Annotated in this window: 14 protein-coding genes, 1 tRNA gene and 1 other RNA gene; 13 read left to right on the forward strand and 3 right to left on the reverse strand. The window is 71.4% G+C overall.

The annotated features are described in order from the left end of the window. The first annotated feature begins 305 nt into the window (after positions 1-305). The 6 genes from ABXS69_RS01050 (at position 306) to ABXS69_RS01075 (ending at position 6,463) form a co-directional block, all read left to right on the forward strand. Positions 306-2,195 (forward strand): ribonucleoside triphosphate reductase, encoded by a 1,890-nt coding sequence (locus ABXS69_RS01050; protein WP_366181492.1) that lies wholly within the window; start codon positions 306-308, stop codon positions 2,193-2,195. 83 nt (positions 2,196-2,278) lie between these two features. Further along, positions 2,279-2,977, forward strand: coding sequence for an anaerobic ribonucleoside-triphosphate reductase activating protein (locus ABXS69_RS01055; protein ID WP_366181493.1), 699 nt, complete (start codon positions 2,279-2,281; stop codon positions 2,975-2,977). A 2,053-nt stretch (positions 2,978-5,030) separates the two neighbouring features. Next, positions 5,031-5,270 carry a hypothetical protein gene (locus ABXS69_RS01060; RefSeq protein ID WP_366180781.1) on the forward strand — a complete coding sequence of 80 codons (240 nt, stop codon included), beginning with the start codon at positions 5,031-5,033 and terminating at the stop codon, positions 5,268-5,270. Positions 5,271-5,345: 75 nt separating this feature from the next. Next, positions 5,346-5,450 (forward strand): type ISP restriction/modification enzyme, encoded by a 105-nt coding sequence (locus ABXS69_RS01065; protein WP_366180782.1) that lies wholly within the window; start codon positions 5,346-5,348, stop codon positions 5,448-5,450. Positions 5,451-5,453: 3 nt separating this feature from the next. After that, positions 5,454-5,639: a hypothetical protein gene (locus ABXS69_RS01070; RefSeq protein ID WP_366180783.1), complete on the forward strand. Its 186-nt coding sequence runs from the start codon at positions 5,454-5,456 to the stop codon at positions 5,637-5,639. 8 nt (positions 5,640-5,647) lie between these two features. Then, positions 5,648-6,463, forward strand: coding sequence for an abortive infection family protein (locus ABXS69_RS01075; protein WP_366180784.1), 816 nt, complete (start codon positions 5,648-5,650; stop codon positions 6,461-6,463). Positions 6,464-6,786: 323 nt separating this feature from the next. Here the strand turns inward: ABXS69_RS01075 and ABXS69_RS01080 are convergent, their stop codons facing one another. Then, positions 6,787-7,431, reverse strand: coding sequence for a septum formation family protein (locus tag ABXS69_RS01080; protein ID WP_366180785.1), 645 nt, complete (start codon positions 7,429-7,431; stop codon positions 6,787-6,789). 181 nt (positions 7,432-7,612) lie between these two features. After that, positions 7,613-7,697: transfer RNA gene (locus ABXS69_RS01085), tRNA-Ser, on the reverse strand. Positions 7,698-8,002: 305 nt separating this feature from the next. On the opposite strand from ABXS69_RS01085, the gene ffs reads away from it, so the two are divergent. The 7 genes from ffs to ABXS69_RS01120 all read left to right on the forward strand — a co-directional run bounded on the left by ffs (position 8,003) and on the right by ABXS69_RS01120 (position 15,493). Beyond that, positions 8,003-8,097, forward strand: an RNA gene (gene ffs, locus ABXS69_RS01090) — signal recognition particle sRNA small type. Positions 8,098-8,343: 246 nt separating this feature from the next. Beyond that, positions 8,344-9,831 (forward strand): DNA polymerase III subunit gamma and tau, encoded by a 1,488-nt coding sequence (locus ABXS69_RS01095; RefSeq protein ID WP_366180786.1) that lies wholly within the window; start codon positions 8,344-8,346, stop codon positions 9,829-9,831. After that, positions 9,809-11,215, forward strand: a complete 1,407-nt coding sequence (locus tag ABXS69_RS01100) for a hypothetical protein (RefSeq protein ID WP_366180787.1) — start codon at positions 9,809-9,811, stop codon at positions 11,213-11,215. Before ABXS69_RS01095 ends, ABXS69_RS01100 begins: the two co-directional genes overlap by 23 nt. Positions 11,216-11,218: 3 nt before the next feature. Continuing rightward, entirely contained in the window at positions 11,219-11,824 is a 606-nt protein-coding gene (gene recR, locus ABXS69_RS01105) for a recombination mediator RecR (RefSeq protein WP_366180788.1), read from the forward strand. Positions 11,825-11,954: 130 nt separating this feature from the next. Continuing rightward, complete coding sequence (locus ABXS69_RS01110) at positions 11,955-12,647, forward strand: NAD(P)H-binding protein (protein ID WP_366180789.1); 693 nt, start codon at positions 11,955-11,957, stop codon at positions 12,645-12,647. A 213-nt stretch (positions 12,648-12,860) separates the two neighbouring features. Beyond that, on the forward strand, positions 12,861-14,417 hold the full coding sequence (locus ABXS69_RS01115) for an aspartate kinase (RefSeq protein WP_366180790.1): 1,557 nt from the start codon (positions 12,861-12,863) through the stop codon (positions 14,415-14,417). Next, positions 14,414-15,493, forward strand: coding sequence for an aspartate-semialdehyde dehydrogenase (locus ABXS69_RS01120; RefSeq protein ID WP_366180791.1), 1,080 nt, complete (start codon positions 14,414-14,416; stop codon positions 15,491-15,493). The genes ABXS69_RS01115 and ABXS69_RS01120 overlap by 4 nt, the downstream gene beginning before the upstream one ends. 149 nt (positions 15,494-15,642) lie before the next feature. Here the strand turns inward: ABXS69_RS01120 and ABXS69_RS01125 are convergent, their stop codons facing one another. Beyond that, entirely contained in the window at positions 15,643-17,100 is a 1,458-nt protein-coding gene (locus ABXS69_RS01125) for a glutamate-1-semialdehyde 2,1-aminomutase (protein ID WP_366180792.1), read from the reverse strand. Positions 17,101-17,192: the final 92 nt, after the last annotated feature.

Genomic DNA, 17,192 nt, shown 5'->3' on the forward strand with positions numbered 1-17,192 from the left:
GTCGCCGGCTTTCGCCGTCGTCCCGCTGAAAAGTCGATGGCTATCGGCCTTAGAGGTACTGCTTCATAACTGCATGAGACCACAAGATGTTGTGGTTCATGGGGGCGACATACCCACATAGTGTGTTGCGCGGATGTGATTCGCGGGTAGTGTCGGCCGCGTGGCACCCGCGCTGCACCCGCGCGAGGCCCGCGAGCGTCATCGCAGACAGCACAGATGAGGGAGAGAGAGCAGTGCCCGCACAGCCCGAGAACCAGTCCGCCCGCCTCGCCGAGCCCGTCGGCCCCGCGGCCCGCCCCGAGCTCGTGGCCCAAGGCGCCGCGGACTCCGCCGTGGCTGGAGGGGAGCGCCCCGTCGTCGACGCCGTCACCACCATCACTGAGTATCTCGACCGCTCCGACTGGCGCGTCAACGCCAACGCCAACCAGGGCTACTCGCTGGGCGGGATGATCCTCAACACCTCCGGCAAGATCATCGCCAACTACTGGCTGAGCCAGATCTACTCCCGCGAGGCCGGCAGGGCCCACCGCGAGGGCGACCTGCACATCCATGACCTCGACATGTTCGCCGGCTACTGCGCAGGCTGGTCGCTCAAGTCCCTCCTCCAGCAGGGTTTCAACGGCATCCCCGGCAAGATCGCCTGCGACCCGCCCAAGCACTTCTCCAGCGCCGTCGGGCAGATCGTCAACTTCCTGGGCACCCTGCAGAACGAGTGGGCCGGCGCCCAGGCCTTCTCCTCCTTCGACACCTACATGGCGCCCTTCGTCCGCCTGGACTCCATGACCTACGAGCAGGTCCGCCAGTGCCTCCAGGAGCTCATCTTCAACCTCAACGTCCCCTCGCGCTGGGGCACCCAGACGCCCTTCACCAACCTCACCTTCGACTGGACGTGCCCGCCTGACCTGGCCGATGAGCACCCCCTCATCGGCGACGAGCTGTGCGACTTCACCTACGGCGAGCTCGCTGAGGAGATGGCCATGGTCAACCGCGCCTTCATGGAGGTCATGACCGACGGCGACGCCGACGGGCGCGTCTTCACCTTCCCCATCCCCACCTACAACATCACCAAGGACTTCGACTGGGACAGCCCCAACACCGACCTCCTGTTCGAGATGACCGCGAAGTACGGCCTGCCCTACTTCCAGAACTTCATCAACTCCGAGCTCGACCCCGGCATGATCCGCTCCATGTGCTGCCGCCTCCAGCTCGACCTGCGCGAGCTGCTCAAACGCGGCAACGGCCTGTTCGGCTCAGCCGAGCAGACCGGAAGCGTCGGCGTCGTCACCATCAACATGGCACGGCTGGGCTACCTCCACGCCGGTGACGAGGCGGGCCTGGTCGCCGCCCTCGACCGCCTCATGGAGCTGGGCCGCGACACCCTCGAGCTCAAGCGCGTCGTCATCCAGCACCACATCGACACCGGCCTGTTCCCCTTCACCAAGCGCTGGCTGGGCACCCTCGACAACCACTTCTCGACCATCGGCGTCAACGGCATGAACGAGATGGTCCGCAACTTCACCGCCGACGCCTACGACCTCACCGATCCGCGCGGTCACGCCATGTGCGCGCGCGTCCTCGACCACGTGCGCGCCAAGATGGTGGAGTTCCAGGAGGCCACCGGGCACCTCTACAACCTCGAGGCCACCCCCGCCGAGGGCACCACCTACCGCTTCGCCAAGGAGGACCGCAAGCGTCTGCCCGGCATCCTCCAGGCCGGCACTCCCGCAAACCCCTATTACACGAACTCCTCCCAGCTGCCGGTGGGTCACACGGAGGACCCCTTCCTCGCCCAGGAGATGCAGGAGGAGCTGCAGACCAAGTACACCGGCGGCACCGTTCTGCACCTGTACATGAATGAGCGCGTCTCCTCTGCCCAGGCATGCAAGCAGCTCGTGCGCCGCTCGCTCACGGCGTTCCGCACCCCCTACATCACCATCACCCCCACCTTCTCCATCTGCCCGGTCCACGGCTACCTGCCCGGTGAGCACGCCACCTGCGAGAAGTGCTCCGCCCTCCACCCCGACGCCGAGCCCGCCGAGTGCGAGGTCTGGACCCGAGTCATGGGTTACTTCCGGCCCGTGCGCTCCTTCAACATCGGCAAGAAGGGCGAGTACGCCGAGCGCCGGATGTTCACCGAGGGCGCCGCCGCCGGGCACGGCCGGGTGACCTCCCGCCTGACCGCCGTGAGCGCGTGAGGGCCCGCGCTCGACGGAAGCAGCTCCCTCGCGCCAGCGCTCCCGATGGCACCTCCCCACGGCCCGCAGGTCCCGCTGATTCCCTGGTGATCGCGGGGCTCGTGCCCATGTCCACCGTGGACTGGCCCGACCGCCTCGTGGCCACGGTGTTCTGCCAGGGCTGCCCCTGGAACTGCTTCTACTGCCACAACCGCGACCTCATCGACACCCGCGCCCCCGGCACTGTCTCCTGGCGGGAGATCCGAGATCTGCTCGGCCGACGGCGCGGCCTGCTCGACGGCGTCGTCTTCACCGGCGGCGAGGCCCTGCGTCAGGACTACCTGGCGGACGCCGCCCGCGAGGTCGGGGACATGGGCTTCCAGGTGGGCCTGCACACGGCCGGCATGTACCCGCGCCGCCTGCGGGACCTGGTGGGGGATGGCCTGGTCGACTGGGTGGGCCTGGACGTCAAGGCCCTGCCCGGGCACTACTCGCAGGTGGTCGGTCGGTCGAGCGCCGCGGCCAAGGTGTGGGACTCGCTCGAGGTGCTGCTCGCCTCTGGCACGGACCTGGAGGTGCGCACCACCGTCGTGCCCGGGGATGTCACTGCCGACGACGCCGTCGGGGTCGCCCGCCGTGTCCATGACGCCGGGGTGCGGGTCTACGCCCTCCAGCAGGCGCGCGGGGAGGGGACGAGTGGGGCCTTCGACGTCGTCGCCCCCGGCTGGGACGTTCAGTGCGAGCGCATGGCGGAGGCCATCGAGGCCCTCGGCTGGGACCGCTTCACATACCGGCCGGCCTGAGGCGCGGGCCCTGGGGCTGATGCCGGCGCGGCGGCCCCGCGCCCGCCGGTGAGGACGCGCGGCTCCATGATGGTTGAGGAGGCAGCGACCAGATCCTTCGACAGTCTCATGCGCGGTGCCGGTGACGGGGGCGCCGATGCTCGGTCCTTGCGCCCTCATCCTGTAAAAACCGTCTCGCCCCCAACGTTACGGTCTTAAACGACGAGGATGAGGGCGCAGGACCGGGCTGAGACGGTTTCTGGGGGGTGGGGGCGCAGCGTGGGGCGTGCGGATTGTTCCGCCGTGACCCGCCCTGCCCGCGGTCTCGTGACGCGGGAGACAGTGCCGACGCCCGGTGGGGAGCTCCCGTATGTCTCGGCGACGGCAAGGCGCGATCGCGGCGCGGCTACGGTGATCTCGGGCGGGACACGCCTGATCTCGGGCGGGAAACGGAGTGTCTCAGGGGCGGCAAGTCCTGGTCTCACCTGGGAAACAACGGTCTCGGTACCCTTAAGGACCGATCTCGTTTAGAGGCCTGAGATGCCCTCTCCGGCAACTTTTCAGTGTCGTTGCGACGCGGAAGCGCCCGCACGGGAGGGCGAATCCCCAGGTCGGGCGCATAATCTCAGAAGATCTTCTTTTCAGGATGTAACGATTGGTTGGGGACTTGCAGAGCCGCGGAGCGCCGCATAGTCTTTGGGGCGTCGCGGGGCACCCCGAACCCCGCACGATGTCACGAGCACCGAGAGGCGAAAGGATGGTGGACACAGGAAGGTGATGGCGAGTTGGATCACATGGGGGATCCGCCGAGTCAATCGCACACCTCCGCTCGTTCCTCGAGTATCCGCGCAGCCCGATTCCTGTCCCAGGATCTTGTCCCTGGTCCCTGAGCCCTGACCTCCCTGGGTCCTGGTCCCTGTAGGAATCAACCGCACGCGCGCCGTGACATGAGTCGCGCCGCCCCTGAAGGCGCGCACTGACCCGATGGCCGACCCTGACGATCTCTGATTGGTCATCGGTTCGGACTGAGCCCCGGTCCTGCCGCCCTGAACGGCAGGGCCGGGGCTCGGCGCTTCCCGCCCGGCATCCCCCTGGCGCCCGCGCGCCCCGGGTGCCGCGCCCCGGACACCAGGCGCGCCCCAACCGTCGCCACCAGCAGGTTTCCAGTTATCGCTACGAGTGCCATGACAGCTGCCCAGTCGATGGCGAAGCAGCTCATGGAGGCGGCGATGAACCGCAGCAGGGTACTGAGCTCGTACTCTTAGCGGTCACCGGGCATCGACTGCGGCCAGTTGAGCGCCCCGGCGGGGTGGCCGCGCAGCCCGGTCTGGGTGCCGCCGAGCGCCCGGCCGGTTGTGCCCTGGAACAGCAGGGGGCGCCGTGTTCCCGAGCCGGCTGCGCAGCGGTACCGAGCCGGTGAGATGGCGCACGCCGAGCGTCATGCGCCGCGTCCGCCGCACCCGGGCCGCAGCGGCAGCGATATCGGCGGGCCGGTGCTGTCCATCGGCGTTGGCGTGGACTACGTCGGTCCCGGGCCGCGCGGGTGGGGGAGTTGCATGGGGAGGCGGCGCCCGGTTCGGCGGCGCTGGGGCCTTCTCGTCGCGGGCGATGGGGCGCTATGCGTGCTGGTCATGGCAGGAAGCCTGACCGGCAAGCGTAAGGCCCCCATTGGCCGGCGTTGCGCGCCCCCTGTGAGAGGGCTCTGGACGAGTCGGCACGCTCAGGCGGGGGAGCGCGTGGCAAATCGTTGGAATGGCGTGCCGGGGCGCGCGGGTGCCGGGCCTCGAATGTGCAATCACGAGCCCTATGCACATTCGAGACGGCCCCAGCGGTGGGCTTCAACGTGTTCACAACGAAAAGTCGGTGTGGTCACAGCCCCGAGTGTGCCGCCTCCACTGGTGGGGGCGGGGGCAGCAGGGGCTTCGCGCAACCCGCAGGTGAGTCGAGCCCGGCGGGGAGGCCCCTCGGCGCCAGGTGACGTGACGCGCCCCGACGTGGTCAAGAGTCGATCTTGGGCCCTCCCTGACCTGGAGCGCGCGCGGGCGGCGCGCCGCCCGGACCGTATGCTCTCTCCGTGAGCGAGAAGTGCATCGGCGCCATCCTGGATCGTCTCTACTATGAGGCCGACAACCCGCGGGACAAGGGAACGGCGTTCGAGCGCCTGGTGCAGGCGTTCCTGCAGGAGGACCCCGTCTTCGCCGAGCGCTTCGACGAGGTCTGGATGTGGTCGCAGTGGCCGGGGCGGCACGGTCGCCCGCCTCCATCTGCATTACGAGGACGTCGAACCGTATCCGCTGACGACCACTGGCGATGAACCCAAGGGCGATCCCTACGCCTGGTACGCCGTGAAGAAGATGGCGTATGGCAAGGTCAGGAGGGGGGCAGGGGTGTGGATGACAAGTCGACCATCATCTACAACCCGCGCATCACGGTATCGGGCATCCCGGAGGAGGCGCAGGAGTACATGCTGGGCGCCCGCAGCGCCCTGGATTGAGTCGTGGAGCGTTATCGCGTCCGCACGGACAAGGCATCGGGAATCGTCAACGATCCCGACGACTGGTCCCGCGAGGTCGGCGATCCCCGTTATATCCTCTCCCCCATCGAGCGGCTCACTGCCGTCAGCCTCCGCACCCAGCGTATCAGCAACTCCTTGCCCCCTCTGGGTGAGACGACCGAGAAGTAGGGATCATCATGGCGAACAATCAGTACTTAGAAGATGTTGCTCGTGCTGTCGCCGCATTTTTCCATGGAGGGGAGGGCCCTACGCATCGCGAGGTGACAGATGTCCTGGTCGGGGTGCGGTGTGATGACGGCTATCGATATGATCCAAGCGCGGTCGACAGTCCCAATAAAGAGCAACGTGTTCTCAGGGGGTTCTGTTCTGCTGCACGTCAAGGCTCCTCGTGTGACCTCCTCGAGCGCTTCTTATCGCTTCTCCGTCATCATGGGCTAATCGTGTCGCCTGATGGAGAACTGACTCGGGATGCCGCTCGATTGCGCGATGCCCTCAATCGTGATAACTGGACTCTCAGCCCTCAAGGCGAGTTGCGGGCCATGGGTGATATCGACCTCGCTACTGGGGGAAGAGAAGCGCTCGATGAGACCCTTGAGCGCCTGCGCGGAAGCTCTGATGATCCAGCGCTCGCAATCGGGACGGCGAAGGATCTTCTCGAGTCGGTGGCCAAGTTCGTTCTTGAAGAACTAGGCATGGGGGTGCAAAAAGGTCAGACATTCAATGGATTATGGCACCACGCGCGAGAGCGCCTAGGTGTTCTTCCGCAAAACGTTGACACGAGCCTCGCGGGTTACAAGGAGATACGCCAGATCCATAAGTCGCTTTGGAGTATCGCTGAGAACGTGAACGCGCTCAGGAATCTCCAGGGGACGGGGCATGGGCGGACGCTCCCGACAGGAGTCTCGAAGGAGCTCGCCTGGCTGGTCGTGCGCGAGGCGTGCAGCGTGGCCGAGTACATGCTCCGCCTCCTTGACAAGGAGCAAGGTAGGTAGGAACTGCCAACAACCAAGTCGGCCATCGACCCGGGGATAAGACGATACGGTGGCGTAGCGCGCATGAACGCGCTCCGCGGGTTCCGGTGGAGTCGCTCCTAGGGAGCGGCTGCGACCTCGAGTCGGCGGGCTGGGCCGCGCGCGAGGACATTGGCGAGGCTTCTCGGCGCGCCTTCAGCCTTGGTGGACTTGCCGAGCGGGCTGGGCCCTCATCGTGTCCTTCAGTCTTCATAGGTGCCGCGCGCGACCATCGTCGGAGGTCGCGCGCGGCGTGGGGGATGACGGCGTCGCGGCGGTCGGCGCGAGCGCTCCGCCGAGGCGGGCTACTTCTTGGTGCCAGCGGCGGAGCCGGTCAAGGGGTTGCCGTCCTTACTGGTGAGGAGGCACTTGACGGTTCGGTCGCCCCTTGCCCACGACTGCTCGGTCGGGCTATAGGCGTGAGTGCGGTAGGTGGTGGAGGAGTCCCGGTCGACGCCGACGTAGGTCTTGAAGGCGTCGAGGCAGGAGCTGCGGAGCACGTTGGGCCACTCGTTGGCGGGGGGATAGGAAGGGTACGTAGCGTCGTCGAGGATGACGGTGTGGTAGGCCTCGTCCATATGCGGGCTGTCGCAGGAGACGAGCTTGACGTCGCTGATTGCGTCCCTATCGCCGTCGGCGGCGTTGAAGCAATCGCCGACCCGGATATCAGCGTAGTTGACGGTCCCCGACGTTCTACTGCCGGAGCCCGGCATGCTGGTGCTGCTGGTACCTGCCTTGTTGGAGGAGCGGACGGCGCGGATGCCGAGCACTGGGCTCTCCTGTGGGTGGGGGGTCTCCTGCGCGTTGGGTGTCTCCTGCGCGCGGGGGCTCTCCTGCGTGGTGGGCGACGGGGTGCTGGCGGTGGTGGCGGGGGCGTCCCCGCAGGCTGCGAGCCCGGCGGTGAGCAGGAGGGCGGCGGGGATGATGAGGGCGTGTGTGATCTTGTTCATGACAGGAGCATGACGGGCGTCGTCCAGCTCTTCCATGGGAAGCGGTGCCCATGCGCCTGCGATGCCAGCGCGCTGACGAGCGCGGATGCCTGCCCGGCTCCCGGGTGGCGTGCGGGGATCGGCGTGAGGGGTGAAAAGAAGGACCGGCGCCGCGATGAGTCGACGGCTCCGGCCCCTTCGGCGGAGGATGGGGGATTCGAACCCCCGAGGGCTTGCACCCAACACGCTTTCCAAGCGTGCGCCATAGGCCACTAGGCGAATCCTCCAGGCGCTCCACGCGGCCAGAGGTCACGTGCAACGGACAGCGAATATACCGACCCCTCCGGGTCGGCGCCACTCGGCCTGGCCCCGGCGCCGGTGGGATCGGTCACGCGCGTCGTCAAGGGCTCGGAGGCGGACTCCGCCGACAGGGGTCTGACGAGCGCCTGAGGGCGCTGGCCCGGTGAGCGTCGGGGAGGCCGCCAGCGGTCGAGCCTGCTTTCGTCCCGTCGCGGCGATCCGACGCGACATCCTGGCAGGGCAGCCGGGGCGCCGAGGGCGACGGGGCGGGGTGGCGTCGGGTATGGTGTTCCCCGGCCCCTCGTGCGGCGTCATCCAGTGAATCCCCCAGGACCGGAAGGTAGCAAGGGTAAGCGGGCTCTGGCGGGTGCACGGGGGGTCCTCGCATGCTGGGCGAGGGGGCCGTGGCTGGCAGGAGTGGCGTGTCGTGCGCCGATTGGTGCCGTTTGCACTGAGTGGTGCCGTTCGCTCCGAGTGGTGCGTCCTGCCCGCACCAGTGGGTGTGGATGGCACCAGTGGGTGTGGATGGCGCCGGTCGGTGCGGGTGGCCCCGCCGGCCCCGCCCCGCATCGCTCGGCCCCGCTCGCCCCATTCGCCTCGCGCGGTGTCAGCCCTCCCGTTTAGAGTCGGAGGGTGACCACCGCGCTCTACCGCCGCTACCGCCCGGACACCTTCCAGGACGTCATCGGGCAGGAGCACGTGACCGTCCCCCTCATGGCGGCCCTGCGCGGTGACCGCGTCACCCACGCCTACCTCTTCTCCGGCCCGCGCGGCTGCGGTAAGACGACGAGCGCCCGCATCCTCGCCCGCTGCCTCAACTGCGAGCAGGCCCCCACCGACACCCCCTGCGGGGCCTGCCCCTCCTGTCGCGACCTGGCCACCGGCGGCCCCGGCAGCCTCGACGTCGTCGAGATCGACGCCGCGTCCCACAACGGCGTCGACGACGCCCGTGACCTGCGCGAGCGCGCCGCCTTCGCCCCCGCCCGGGACCGCTACAAGATCTTCATCCTCGACGAGGCCCACATGGTCACCCCCCAGGGCTTCAACGCCCTGCTCAAGCTCGTCGAGGAGCCCCCGGCGCACGTGAAGTTCATCTTCGCCACCACCGAGCCGGAGAAGGTCATCGGCACGATCCGATCGCGCACCCACCACTACCCCTTCCGGCTCGTCCCCCCGGACATCCTGGAGGCCTACCTCGCGCACCTGTGCGACGCCGAGGGCGTGCGCGTCGGCCCGGGCGTCTACCCGCTCGTCGTGCGCGCCGGAGGCGGCTCCGTGCGCGACACCCTGTCCGTCATGGACCAGCTCATCGGCGGCGCCATCGACGGCGCTGTCGACTACGAGCGCGCCGTCGCCCTCCTGGGGTACACGGACGTCGCCCTCCTGGACGGCTGCGTGGACGCCATCGCCGGGGCCGACGGCGCAGGTGTCTTCCGCGTCGTGGACCGGGTGATTGCCTCCGGGCACGACCCGCGCAGGTTCGTCGAGGACCTCCTCCAGCGGCTGCGCGACCTACTCGTCATCGCCCTGGCCGGCCCCGAGGCAGGGCCCGCGCTGGGCTCCCTGCCCGCGGACCAGCTGGCGCGCATGGAGGTCCAGGCCCGCACCGTCGGCGCCGCCGGGCTCTCCCGCGCGGCCGACCTCACCGCCCAGGCCCTCGGCCAGATGGTCGGCGCCACCTCCCCGAGGCTCCAGCTTCGAGCTCCTCATGGCGCGCCTCCTCGTCCCCTCCCAGCGCGCTGGTACGGCAGAGGGCCCGACGGCGCGGACGGGCACCGCTGGAACGCCTGGGCGGCAAGAGCGGCCGGGCGGCGCGGGCCAGCCGGGCCGCCCGGCCGGTGGGGCGGCGCAGGCCCCCCAGGCCGGCTCCGGCCGGGAGATGGCCGCCCAGATCGCGCAGCGCGCGGCCTCAGCGGTCCAGGGAGCATCGGCGCCCTCCGCTCCTGCCGTGACGAGCGCTCCTGCCGCTCCAGCCGCGACGAGCGCGCCGGCTGCTCCAGCCGCGCCCGCCCAGGGCGCCGCACTCCCCGCGGCTCCGCAGGAGCCGGAGCCCGCCCGGCCGGTCGCCGTCGACTGGGACGCCCCCGCCGATCCCGGCATGGGCGCAGGAGCGCCAGCTGAGCCCGGCGCCGCCGATGCCGAGATGCTGCGCGCGCGCTGGGAGGAAGTGCTCGACGCGGCGAAGCGCTCGCGCCGCGCCACGTGGGCGCTCGTCGGCCCCAACGCCCAGCCGGGGCCCATCAGTGGAGGCACCCTCACGCTCCTGTTCACCGCGCCCGGTCTCGTCGGCGCCTTCGACAACGGTGGGCACGGCCCCATCCTCGCCGCCGCCATCCACCAGGCCCTCGGCCTCGATCTCCAGGTGAGCGCCGTCGTCACCGGCGGTGACGGGGCAGGCCCAGGAGGCCCGGCCGGGCAGGGCGGTGGGCCCGGCCGAGGCCCCGGTGGCCTGGGAGGCCCGGACCGTGCCCCGGCGCCGCGGGGTCCGCGCGGAGCCGAGAGCGCCCCGGCCGCCCCGGCTGGGCGCCCCAGCCGCCAGGCCGCCCCCACCGCCTGGGATGAGCCCGCCCCCTTCGGGCCGGAACCCCTGATGGACGAGGCCCCCGAGCCCCCGCGGGGCCTCAACCCCGAATCCGGCGCTCCCGCCCGGGGTGGGGCGCCGAGCGGCCCGAGCGACCGCGCGCCGTCATCGGGGGAGTCCAGCGCCTCCGCGGCGCCGTCCGCGCCCGTCCCGCCTCCGCCCGTCCGCGCCGTCGGCGACGACGGGTGGGGCGAGGTCGCCATCCCCGGTGGTGCGCTCGCGGCCGCCAAGGCCGATCCGGAGCCCCCAGCCGTCGCGCCTCGGGCGGAGTCGCCCGCCCCAGTTCCGCGGCCCTCGCCCGCCCCCGCGGGCCGCGCCTGGGACGCCCCTTCGCCCGAGGCCCCCGCCGCCGTCTCGGCCCCGGACGCCCCCACCCCCGAGGATGAAGCCCCGCTGGCCACCGTCCACCGTCTCCACGCCCTGCCCGAGATCCCGCGCCCCACCGCTCCCTCCCCGTCGGCCGCAGCGCCGCCGCCGGCCGCCGCATCTGCCGCGTCTCCGTCGGCCCCGGCCGCTCCCGCCCCGCGCCCGGCGGTCAGCTGGGACGGCCCCTCCTCCTTCTCCGACGGCGTGCCCATCCCCGACGAGCCCGTGGACGACGGCGAGGACGTCGCCCCCGAGGACGCGGACACCTGGACGCCGGCCCCCGGCGTCTCCGCCGCCGTTGCCGCCGCGCGCGCCGCCGCCCGCGGCCAGGCCCTGCCCGGCCAGAAACGGTCCGGACGAGCGGGCGCCGCCGCGGGCGCTGGCGTGCCGGGCGCCCCCGGAGGCGCTGGCGCGCCGGCCGTGCCCCCGGAGGACGACACCCCCAGCGAGGATGACGAGGACGCCGAGGAGGCGGGCGTCGTCGGCCTCGAGGTCGTCAAGCGGCTTCTGGGTGCCACCGTCCTGGAAGAGGTCACTGTCACTCAGGAAGGACGCTGAGGCGTGCCCGCTGTCTACGAAGGCGCCGTCCAGGATCTCATCGACGAGTTCGGCGAGCTGCCCGGCGTCGGCCCCAAATCCGCCCAGCGCATGGCCTTCCACATCCTGGCCGCCGACTCGGCCTCGGTCGAGCGGCTCGTCGACGCCCTGCGAGCCGTGAAGGCGCGCGTGCGCTTCTGCGCCACCTGCGGCAACATCGCCGAGTCCGAGCAGTGCGCGATCTGCCGCGACCCCCGCCGCGACGGCCGAGTCATCTGCGTCGTCGAGGAGCCCAAGGACGTCGTCGCCATCGAGCGCACCCGCGAGTACCGGGGCCTCTACCACGTGCTCGGCGGCGCCATCGACCCCATCAGCGGGGTGGGCCCGGATGACCTGCGCGTGCGCGAGCTCTTCGCCCGCCTGGGCTCCGGGGAGGTCGAGGAGGTCATCCTGGCCACGGATCCCGACGTCGTGGGGGAGGCCACCGCGGCCTACCTCACCCGGATGCTGCGCACCATGTCCGTGCCCGTCTCCCGACTCGCCTCAGGCCTGCCCGTGGGATCCGACCTGGAGTACGCCGACGAGGTCACGCTCGGTCGCGCCTTCGAGGGCCGTCGCCGCGTCGAGTGAGCCCGTCCCGCCACCTCCCATCCGCCCCCGCGCCTTTCGAGTGGGGAGGAGTGGAGGCGGGGGAGCGTCGGCGCGCCGTGGAGGGACCAAGCGTAGGGTGGGCGGAGAAGCGCTGGTGGAAGGAGCCCCCATGTCCCGCGTCGTCATCGTCGGTGGCCACGGCAAGGTCGCCCTGTTGCTCGCTCCCCTGCTCGTGGAGCGCGGCGACGACGTCATCTCCCTCATCCGCGACGCCGCCCAGGCCGGCGATGTCGCGGCCACCGGCGCGCAGCCACTGGTCCTGAGCGTCGAGGACGCCGGCGTTGATGAGCTGGCCGAGGCCTTCGCCGGGGCCGACGCGATCGTCTGGTCCGCCGGCGCGGCGGGCAAGGGCGGGCCGCGGCGCACCGACGCCGTCGACCGCCAAGCCGCCATCCGCACCATGGAGGCCGCCGAGCGGGCCGGGGCGCGCCGCTATGTCATGGTCTCCTTCATCGGATCGCACGGGCGCATCGCCGATGACCACCCGCTGCGCGCCTATGCCGCGGCCAAGCTCGCCGCCGACCGCTACTTGCTGACCACTGGCCTGGACTGGACGATCCTCGGCCCCGGCGTGCTCACCGCCGAGGAGCCGAGCGGTCGGATCACCGTTTCCCGGGCCGGGGCCGACGACGGCGTGGGGGCGCGTCTCCTCACCTCGCGCGCGAACGTGGCCGCGGTGGCCGCTGCCGCGCTCGCGGATGACCGGACGATCCACCGGGTGATCCCCTTCTTCGACGGCGGCACCCCCATCGCCGAGGCGGTCGCGGACGTGCCCGTCGAGCTCGCCGATCTCGACGCCTGAGACTGACCGCCCGTCGTGGATGGCGACGACGGCGGCGCCGGAGGCACGGCCTCCTCTCACACGGGTCCCACCATGGGGGACGTAACCGGCTGGTCATCGGCCTGGCCGTATGCTGGGCTCACGCCACGCCGTCGTGGGCCGAGCCGAAGGGCCCCTCGGGCCCTGGCCGCGCCCGAGCCCCCAACGGCGCGGCCCCGAGGTGAGGAGAACCCGATGGCCCTGGTCGTCCAGAAGTACGGCGGATCATCCGTCGCCGACATCGAGGCGATGCGACGCGTCGCTAAGCGCGTCGTCGCCACCCGCGAGGCCGGCAACACGGTGGTGGTCGTCGTCTCCGCCATGGGTGACACCACTGACGAGCTCCTCGACCAGGCCGCTGCTCTGACCGCCACGCCCCCGGCGCGCGAGATGGACATCCTGCTGTCCGCCGGTGAGCGCATCTCCATGGCGCTTCTGGCCATGGCCATCGACGAGCTCGGCGTGCCCGCGCGCGCCTACACCGGCGCCCAGGCCGGCGTGCTCACCGACTCCAAGTACGGGCGGGCCTCCATCGTCGGCGTCCTCCCCGAGCGCGTCGCCCGCGCCATCCAGACCGGCGCCATCGCCATCGTCGCCGGCTTCCAGGGCATCAATGAGGCTGAGGACGTCACCACGCTCGGCCGCGGCGGCTCGGACACCACCGCCGTCGCCCTGGCCGCCGCCCTCAACGCCGACGTCTGCGAGATCTACACCGACGTCGACGGCCTGTTCACCGCCGACCCCCGGATCGTCCCCACGGCCAGGCGCGTCGAGTCGCTCTCCAGCGAGGAGACCCTTGAGCTCGCCGCCCACGGCGCCAAGATCCTCCACCTGCGCGCCGTCGAGTACGCCCGCCGCTTCGGGGTGCCCCTCCACGTGCGCTCCTCCTTCTCGGACAAGACCGGCACCTGGATCTACGACGGCACCCGCCCCGGCGCCTTCGTGCCGCCCGCCGCCGCCGAGCGCCTCAACGAGGTCGTCGCCGCGGACACTGAGCCCGCCGACGCGGCCAGCGCCGATCGTGCCGCCGGTGCCCCTGGCGCCGAGGGGAGCCGGCCCCGCCCCGCGCCCAGCGCGGCCGAGGCCCCGATCCTCGACGGCCTGTCCGGCCGCGTGGTCGCCCCCGAGGGCGCCGGGGCCCCCTCATCGGCCAGCGTCGACGCCGCCCACCGACACGCCATCACCACCCGGGCCGAGGCCCGGCCCCGCCCGTCCGCCAAGGAGGACCACGTGGAAGCCCCCGTCATCTCAGGGATCGCGCACGACCGCAGCCAGGACAAGATCACCCTGGTCGGCGTGCCCGACGTCCCCGGCGCCGCCGCCCGGATCTTCGCGATCGTGGCTGGCACCGACGCCAACATCGACATGATCGTCCAGGACGTCTCCGCCGAGGGCACGGGCCTGACGAACATCTCCTTCACCTGCCCCGACGGCGACTCCGCGGCCGCCCGCGAGGCCCTCGAGGCCGCCAAGGAGGAGCTCGGCTTCCGCTCCCTGCACTTCAACCCGGATATCGGCAAGCTCTCACTGGTCGGCGCCGGTATGCGATCCAACTCCGGTGTCTCCGCCCGCCTCTTCAGCGCCCTGGCCGAGACGGGGGTCAACATCCACATGATCTCCACCTCCGAGATCCGCATCTCCGTGGTGGTGGATGACGCCGTCCTTGACGACGCCGTCCGAGCAGTTCACACCGCCTTCGGCCTCGACGCCGATGCCGCGGAAGCAGTCGTCTACGGAGGGACCGGCCGATGAGCGCCCCAGTCAACGAGTACATCGGATCAGGTGGCGGGGTGGTCGTCGCCGTGGTGGGGGCCACCGGTCAGGTGGGGCGCGTCATGCGCGCCATGCTGGAGGAGCGCGACTTCCCGGCCCGCGCCGTCCGCTTCTTCTCCTCGGCCCGCAGCGCGGGGACGATCGTGGAGTTCCGCGGCAAGAGGGTCGAGGTCGAGGACGTCGCCACCGCGGATCTGGCGGGGATCGACGTCGCCATCTTCTCCGCCGGTGGGGCCGCCAGCCGCGAGCACGCCCCCCGCTTCGCCGCGGCGGGCGCCGTCGTCGTTGACAACTCCTCCGCCTGGAGGAAGGACCCCGAGGTGCCGCTGGTGGTCTCCGAGGTCAACCCGCACGCGCTGGCGACCCGCCCCAAGGGCATCATCGCCAACCCCAACTGCACCACCATGGCCGCCATGCCGGCCCTCAAGGCGCTTCACGAGGAGGCCGGCCTCAAGAGGCTCATCGTGTCCACCTACCAGGCCGTCTCCGGCTCCGGGCGCGCGGGTGTCGCCGAGCTGGCGGGCCAGGTGCGCGCCGTCGTCGACCAGGACCTGGAGGGCCTGGCCCTTGACGGGCGCGCCGTGGACTTCCCCGAGCCGGGCGTGTACGTGGACACCATCGCCTTCAACGCCGTGGCATGGGCTGGCTCCGACGCGGGTGACGGCTCCGGCGAGACCGATGAGGAGCAGAAGCTGCGCAACGAGTCCCGCAAGATCCTGGAGATCCCGGGCCTGCTGGTCTCGGGTACCTGCGTGCGCGTCCCCGTGTTCTCAGGGCATGGGCTGAGCGTCAACGCGGAGTTCGAGCGGGAGATCAGTGTGGAGCGGGCCCGTGAGCTGCTCGAGGCCGCCCCCGGCGTCACCTACGAGGACGTCCCCAGCCCCCTCAAGGGCTCGGGCCGCGACGGCACCTTCGTTGGTCGCCTGCGCGCTGACCAGGCCTTCGAGCCCGGCCATGGCCTCCAGTTCTTCGTCGTGGGGGACAACCTGCGCAAGGGCGCGGCCCTCAACGCCGTGGAGCTCGCCGAGCTGGTCGCCGCGGAGCTGCGGGCCTGAGTCATTCGGGTGAAGTGGCGAGGTTTGAGGATTGCTCGCGCCCCTGAGGGCCAGCGCCCTCGGCCCGTGGGCCACCATGAGCCTCTGACCAGCGATAATAGACGATCTCGTTTGGCGTCAGAAAAAGGAATCCTCAAACCTCGCCAATCTCACTGACCGCGGCCAAGGCGGGCGCTCGCGGCGGCCCGCGCGGCGGCGGGGGCCGCGGCGGCGACGGCCTCGATCTCCGGCGCACCGTGCGCCGCGGAGACGAACCAGGCCTCGAAGACGCTCGGCGGCAGCGCCACCCCGGCGTCGAGGAAGGCGTGGAAGAACGGTGGGAACCGGTGCGCCTCCTGGGCCCGCGCCTGCCCGAAGTCCCGCACCCCGCGCTCTGCCGCGTCCGCGCCCAGCATGATCGAGAACAGCGAGCCGGAGCGCTGGACCCGGTGCGCCACGCCCTCAGCGGTGAGCGCCTCGGAGACCACCGCCTGGATCCGCGCGGAGGCCGAGGCCACGGAGGCGTAGACGGCGTCGTCGGCCAGCCGCAGGGTCGCGATCCCGGCCGCCGTCGCCAGCGGGTTCCCCGAGAGGGTCCCGGCCTGGTAGACGGGCCCGATCGGGGCCAGCAGGTCCATGACATCCGCGCGCCCGCCGACGGCGGCCAGCGGCATCCCCCCACCGATCACCTTCCCGAAGGTCAGCAGGTCCGGCACCCAGGCGGCCCGCTCGCGCCAGTCGGCCCCGGGCCATGACGGGGCCGCGCCCGCGCCGCCATACGGGAGATCGGTGGACCAGCCGTCGATGGCCTCCAGGCCCCAGAAGCCGGCGGGCCCCACCCGGAAGCCGGTGAGGACCTCATCGGCGATCATGAGCGCGCCGTTGGCGGCGGTCAGACGGCGGATCTCCTCGTTGAACCCGGGCTCGGGCGGGACGATCCCCATGTTCGCCGGGGCCGGCTCCACGATGACCGCGGCGATCTCGCTCCCGCGCTCGGCGAAGCACTCCTGGAGGGCGGCGATATCGTTGTACGGCAGGACGATCGTCAGCGCCGTGATCCCCGCCGGCACGCCCGCGCTTCCCGGCAGCCCGCCCGTGGCCACGCCCGAGCCCGCCGCCGCCAGGAGGCCGTCGCTGTGCCCGTGGTAGCAGCCGGCGAACTTGACGACGACGTCGCGGCCCGTGGCGCCGCGCGCCAGGCGGATCGCCGTCATCGTCGCCTCGGTGCCGGTGGACACGAGGCGCACGCGCTCCGCCGCGGGGACGCGCTCGCGCACGAGCCCGGCCAGGATGGTCTCGGATTCGGTGGGAGCGCCGAAGGACAGGCCGCGCGCGGCGGCCTCCTGGACGGCGGCCACCACCTCCGGATGGGCGTGGCCCAGGAGCGCTGGCCCCCAGGAGCCCACGAGGTCTACGAGGCCGCGGCCCTCGGCGTCGCGCACGCGGGCCCCGCGGGCCGAGGCGATGAAGCGCGGCGCGCCCCCCACCGAGCCGAAGGCGCGCACGGGGGAGTCCACGCCGCCGGGGATGACGGCGCGGGCGGCCTCGAACAGGGCCGCGCTCGTCGGGCTGGCTGCGGTGCCTGCGCTGGCTGCGGTGCTGGCGCTGTTGGCCGTGGTGTCGGGCATGAGGGCCTCCTGGCGTGTGGGTTCCTGGGACGAGCCTAGTTGCTCGGCCCCGCGCTTGGGAGCGCGGGAGGCCGCGGGGCGCGACGCGCGGA

This window comes from Actinomyces timonensis (assembly GCF_040702965.1).
Classification (GTDB): Bacteria; Actinomycetota; Actinomycetes; order Actinomycetales; family Actinomycetaceae; genus Actinomyces; species Actinomyces timonensis_A.